At 36.2% G+C, this 6,000-nt stretch carries 5 protein-coding genes; 3 read left to right on the top strand and 2 right to left on the bottom strand.

Features of this window, described 5'->3' with window-relative positions:
* Nucleotides 1-239, bottom strand: a 239-nt coding sequence (locus tag Q0V26_RS15130; RefSeq protein ID WP_297483316.1) for a hypothetical protein, incomplete at its 3' end; no start/stop codon positions are given.
* Nucleotides 240-550: 311 nt separating this feature from the next.
* Between Q0V26_RS15130 and cutA the strand changes: the two genes are divergently transcribed.
* Both cutA and Q0V26_RS15120 read left to right on the top strand, forming a co-directional pair.
* Nucleotides 551-865, top strand: coding sequence for a divalent-cation tolerance protein CutA (gene cutA / locus Q0V26_RS15125; RefSeq protein WP_297483313.1), 315 nt, complete (start codon nt 551-553; stop codon nt 863-865).
* Between the two features lie 261 nt (nt 866-1,126).
* Entirely contained in the window at nt 1,127-2,140 is a 1,014-nt protein-coding gene (locus Q0V26_RS15120; RefSeq protein WP_297483310.1) for a methylenetetrahydrofolate reductase, read from the top strand.
* 114 nt (nt 2,141-2,254) lie between these two features.
* On the opposite strand, the gene Q0V26_RS15115 is transcribed toward Q0V26_RS15120, so the two are convergent.
* Nucleotides 2,255-3,727 (bottom strand): DASS family sodium-coupled anion symporter, encoded by a 1,473-nt coding sequence (locus Q0V26_RS15115; protein ID WP_297483307.1) that lies wholly within the window; start codon nt 3,725-3,727, stop codon nt 2,255-2,257.
* A 556-nt stretch (nt 3,728-4,283) separates the two neighbouring features.
* On the opposite strand from Q0V26_RS15115, the gene Q0V26_RS15110 reads away from it, so the two are divergent.
* Nucleotides 4,284-5,852 (top strand): phospholipase D family protein, encoded by a 1,569-nt coding sequence (locus Q0V26_RS15110; protein ID WP_297483304.1) that lies wholly within the window; start codon nt 4,284-4,286, stop codon nt 5,850-5,852.
* Nucleotides 5,853-6,000: the final 148 nt, after the last annotated feature.

The following is a 6,000-nucleotide window of genomic DNA, read 5'->3' as shown; positions in this document are numbered from 1 at the left end:
GCTTGTTCTGCTTTCGTTAACACGCGATTAAAAGCAAGAGATTTAACATCTTTACTTTTGCCACTCACTTCTGATGACTTACGGTGTTTAACGTTTTGCGCTTTTTTGTTAAGGCTAAGAAGCTCATCTTTAAACTGCTTGATGATAACTTTATCATCACGTTGAATAGCAGCAGCAAGTTTACGCTGGCACTTGTCCATACGATTGTTAAGATTTTGAAGCTCTTGGTTTAAATTCATTTCATTACCTTTGTATTTACACTCGCAATACACTAAATCGTAGTGTTTACGATGAATAGGTATTGAGTTGCCGCTAGTATACATTATATTTTTGATAACTGGATCGCTATCCAGCAACTATTTTTGCTCAAAATTGCATTTTTATGGAGATATATGCCTCTTTTACTATTCAGATATATAGCAGCATTGATTGTCATCAATAAAGTGGGGTAATTGGTATCAGTATTTGTGATTGGAAAGTACTGATTGTTTATATTGTGATGATGAAATTTTAAATTAATGAATGAATATTTCATAAAAAGGATAAAAAAATGACAGATTATTGTGTCATTGTTACTACATTTTCAGATGATGAAAATGGTCAAACAATCATTAATGCTCTACTTGAACAGCGCCTCGCGGCATGTATTCAAGTTATGCCGATTAAAAGTTATTACCATTGGAAACAGAAGATTAACTGTGATCAAGAGCAGCAAATAATCATTAAGACTAAAACGAATCTGTTTGAGCAGGTACAAGCTATCATAGTAAAACACCACCTTTATGAAACGCCTGAAATTATCCAACTACCGATAACAAAAGGTTCCGTTGATTACTTATCATGGATAGATCAGACCTGCATGTGATTTTATATGATTGAAAATAAAACGGATATATTTTGATTTATAGAGAGTGATTAGGTACAAAGGAAACAAGGTGTTTGAAAAAGAAACTAATTTATGCATTTAAATAATTAGTATCTTTCTGGAAGTTATAATAGTTTTAATACAAGGATGTTAACGATAGCGCAACATAATAGCGCTATAGTTAGGAAATATTTGTCATCATCGGTTTAATGATTTATGGCTACATTTAGGGCCGATGACAAAACATGGAAGTGATTATTAATGGTAAATCAAGCGTTAGAGACAAATGCAGAATCTGAACTACGGGTACGTTATAACGATATTACACGCGGTGTTTATTTTATCGGAACAACGCCCCCAAAAACCAGTACGCCTTTAGATGAAGTTGAAGGCATTGCAGATCGATTAGTGAATCGCATTAAAGATCTCGCTATTGATGGGTTGATTGTGTATGACATTCAAGATGAAGTTTCACGGACCAAAAAACCACGTCCATTCCCATTCAAATCGACTCATGATCCTCGTTATTATTCATCGTTACTCAATAAGAAAACTGGGCGTCCGGTAATTACTTATAAAAGTGTGGTGCAATCGGAAACAGAAGCATTTGATGAATGGCTGAATGAAGCGTGGCATGAATATCAAGTACGTGACATTGTGTTGGTTGGAAGTCCGTCAGCGAAAAATGAAGTGTCGTTACCGTTATCTACGGCGTATCAAGCATTGGCAGAACATCAGAATAACTTTTTTACTGGCGGCATTATGATTGCTGAACGCCATGCTAAAAAAGGCAATGAACACGCTCGATTAATTGAAAAATACCAGCAAGGGTGTAATTTCTTTATCTCTCAAGCTATTTATGACACTCAAGCAACGATTGATATTTTAACCCGCTATGCAATTGAGTGTAAGCAAGATGGTATTAAACCTCAGCGTATTTTATTAACGTTTTCGCCATGTGGTAGTGCTAAGACATTAGAGTTTATTGAATGGCTAGGTGTAAGTGTGCCAGAAGCAACCAGTTTACGTATTCTTAATGCGACTAATCCATTACATGAATCGATTAAAATGTGCTGTAATAGCTTGAATCAAATCTTAGATGCAGTGGTTGAATATGATTTACCATTGGGGCTCAATATTGAAAGTTTAACCAATCGTAAAGAAGAAATTGATGGGTCTATTTTACTATATAAATTACTGCGGGCATCAATGGATAGTCATTTAGCTAAACATGAATTTCGAACCTTACAAAATAAAGTAAGCTTATCTATCTAAGTTATTTCGTTATATAAATAGATCATATACTTAGAGGAAGCCCATCTGTGTTTAACGACAATATGGGCTTTTTTGATGAGGGCGTCTGTATATTTAGATGACAGTATTAAAGGTTTACATTAGACCTAGAATCGACCACCAAATAATACCTGAAGTCATAAATATGACGGCACCACCACCAGAGATAATCAAGCCAATTTTCATCCACTGCTTATCGTTATGGTATTGGTAGCCCATTAATAATGGATTACGTGCATGACTATAGGTTGTCAGATTACAACCTATATTTGTAATTCCTGCTACGGCCAAAATTGAGATTAAAGGGCTAACACCTAAAGCCATTAAAGAACCAATAATGACGGGACCTAAAGCAACAACCTTTGCAGTGCCAGAGGCAAAAAAGTAGGCGGTTACAAGGTAGAAAGCCATCATCACAATTAAAATCACAGTAGGGCTAGCATGGCCCATATATTGGCTGATTAAATCAGAAACTCCGTGACCTACCCAAGCTGTAAAGCCAAGTTTTTTTAGTTGGCTCGCCATTCCCATTAATACTGCAAACCAAATTAGCGTATCCCATGCGCCTTTTTCTGATTTAACATCATTCCAATTTAAAACACCTAAGATTAATAAGGCAGATAAACCAATAAATGCAGAAGTGGTGGAGTGTAAATGTAACGATTGCCCGCCTACCCACATAATAATTAATGCAATAAAGACCGCGATTAATTTCCATTCAGCAATACTGACAGGACCTAAATGCAGTAAAGCTTGTTTAGCATAAGCAGGGGCTTGTGGCGTTTTTTTTGTGTCTGGATTAATAAATTTAAACAGAATAAAGGGAATCGTTAATAGTAAGATTGCCGCAGGAAATAATAAATAAAGAGCCCAGTGGCTAAAGGTCATATTAATGCCAGCAACAGAGGCTGCTATCCCTACTAAGGCAAGGTTACCCGCAAATCCTGTTTGAAAACCTACTGCTGATGCGTCGTTCATGGCGCTTACTGAAGAAATAAGGTATTGACCCAACTTGCGATCATCTTTATTGATGGCTTTTGCAAGTGAATCGGCAATAGGGGAGATAATAGCTGAACGAGCGGTATTACTTGGTGTTGCGGGAGCGATAAGAAAATCGGCCACGCCTAAACAATAAGCAATACGTAAAGAAGACTGACCAAACCAACTAAGCAAGATAAGTGCAATACGTTTACCTAAGCCTGTTTTAGCAAAGGCACGAGCAATCATAAAGGCAATGACGATCAACCAAATAAGGACATTATTAAAATTGCTGGTGGCTGTCATAATTGCGGCTTTTGCTGATGTCTCTCCGCCAGCATGAAGGACGGCATAGACGGAAACGGCGATAACAGCAACCGCACCGGTAGGTAAGACGTTAGCAACGATAGCAACGATAGTAGCAATAAATATAATAGCGGTATGAAAAGCTGCAATATTTAATTCGGATGGTATATCGATAAAGTGCCAGCAGAGGGTGCTGAGCAATACAATGATGATTGCTGGAATAACTTTGATAGCAAAAAAAGGTTCTGGTGGTGGTAACGATTCTTTAACGGTAGTTGTAGTCATGATCTTCTAGTTATGTTGTTGTGCATTCCTACATGGTATATATGATTTTAATAATTCCTACTTAATATGTTATTTATGCGATACAAATATCAAAAAATTGGTTTTTCTTATTCATAACAGCGTATTTTTTATGCAATAAGTAATTCGATAGCCATACCATTATACGCTGAATATACGATCCATCAGTGATGCTTCATAATTGTAACGATAATAAGAATTTGAATGCGAGTGATCATGTTGTTTACTGATCATTTTTGATGACGTGCCATTTATTTAATGTTCTAAGTATTGATTTGGCTTTTAATTGTTTTATCAATTATTTGCCTCTCATTGTTGCTGTTATCTTAAACCTTATTTTGATGTGATATGTTGCTTTTAGATCTTGAAGTAATAGCATAACTAATATCTGTATGAGTAAAATGAATACTTTTAACCTTTCTAATGTGTATGGTGCATGTGTTGTTAAAGTGCACTCTTTATTAGTAAAATGCTGTAAATAAGAAGAGCTTATAATAATTGATAAAGCTGTACGTTTTTATTAAAACAAGGAGATCATGTGAATTGGAATCAAAGCAGTAATAGCACTAAACATCGATGGTATTATCGAGCCATATATTTGTCAGTGATCGCTGCTGCTAATGGATTATCGGGGTGTAATCTTGTTTATTGGGACGAAGATTTTGATAGTTATCATGAGTTATCAAAAACTAACCCTTATCCATATCATCAAGTAGATATTTACGATCCAAATACTGACCACAATCGTAATGAGATCCAAGTGTTAAACAGTGGTGTTGTTGCACTACAAATGCGTATTGATATGATTCGTCGAGCGGAAAAAAGCATTGATGTTGAATATTTCATATTTTCGCCTGACTTAAGTGGCAAGATCATTGTTCGTGAGTTGGTGGCTGCTGCTAAACGTGGCATTACTGTACGTATATTAATTGATAAGTCAGCGACTGTATTTGAGTTTGATGAGTTTTATGCCCAGGCCTTGCAGCAATATAATATTGAGGTACGTTATTATAATGCTGCACCAATTTATTATATTTCAACGATTAACTTTCGAAATCATCGTAAATTGCTGGTGGTTGATGATCGGGAAGCTATCACTGGTGGTCGCAATATAGAAAACGATTATTTTGATTTATCAACCCATTATAATTTTCTTGATCGGGATTTATATATTGAAGGCTCTATTGTTGCCGCAATGGCAGCTTCCTTTGATGCTTTTTATGAACATAGTATTAGTGAACGTTTTCAAGTGCCTCAAAAACCGACTTTTAGGGTTGAGTTACAAAAATATGAACGACGAATAGCACAAACCGCTGAATTTTTAGCGCCCAATGAGGCAGAGCAATCTGCTCGCATTAAAATTGAAGCTATTGCGCGCCCATTGTTATTACACAAAAAACGCTATTTATGCCCAGAAACAACGTTTACAACTGATGCTCCAGGTGGCTCATTTTGGACTCGTTTTAAAGATCCATACAGTGATAATTATCGATTTTTACGCAAGACTATTTTTGACAAAGTGATGTCAGTTGATCAAGAGCTCATCTTGGCATCGCCTTACTTATTGAATAACCGTAAGTCTGAGAACCTTATGCAAGCCATGTTAAACAAGCAGGTGAAACTCACTCTTTATACTAATTCATTGTCATCGACAGATGCTTCTTATGTCGCTGCGCAATTGTATCAACATGTTTATGATTGGCAAAAATTAGGCATTACAACGTCTGTGCATGCTGGTGAGTGGATAGCTGAAACGGATGTGGTTTTCCCTGAAACGAAGCAAGCTCGATGGGGCATGCATGCAAAAACCCAGGTTTATAAACGAAGTCTTGGCAATGAAGTGATGGTTGGTACGTATAATATTGATAATCGATCTAATCATTATAACACTGAAATGGGGCTATTTTGTAAGGGCAATGATGAACTGGTTCAAGCCGTGGAAAGTAGTATTCTCTCACGGGCTAAACAAGGCTATAAAATTGTTGCTGAGAATGAAGCGATCGATCATGATGGCAATAAAGTCAGTGTTTATGGGGCTGGTGATCCTGATATTACCAAAATGAAATATATGTGGTTACCGTCATGGATGTTTAATTTTTTATTATAAATTATTGCTATCTGTTCTTGGTTTTAATCTTGGATATAGGTTAAAACTAAGCACAAAATCTGCACGAATAACCATGTTTCATTCCTTTAATATGACAGTTCATAATTCTACTTTTAGCCTTTATGTTAGAGCAAGCTTGTTCATTAGG

The sequence above is a fragment of the uncultured Photobacterium sp. genome (genome assembly GCF_947039875.1).
Classification (GTDB): domain Bacteria; phylum Pseudomonadota; class Gammaproteobacteria; order Enterobacterales; family Vibrionaceae; genus Photobacterium.
This window is presented reverse-complemented; position numbering and strand designations above follow the sequence as displayed.

Excerpts from the sequence above, each read along its gene's own strand:
- cutA (WP_297483313.1), top strand. The coding sequence starts at position 551 with ATGACAGATTATTGTGTCATTGTTACTACATTTTCAGATGATGAAAAT.
- Q0V26_RS15120 (WP_297483310.1), top strand. The coding sequence starts at position 1,127 with ATGGTAAATCAAGCGTTAGAGACAAATGCAGAATCTGAACTACGGGTA.
- Q0V26_RS15115 (WP_297483307.1), bottom strand. The coding sequence starts at position 3,727 with ATGACTACAACTACCGTTAAAGAATCGTTACCACCACCAGAACCTTTT.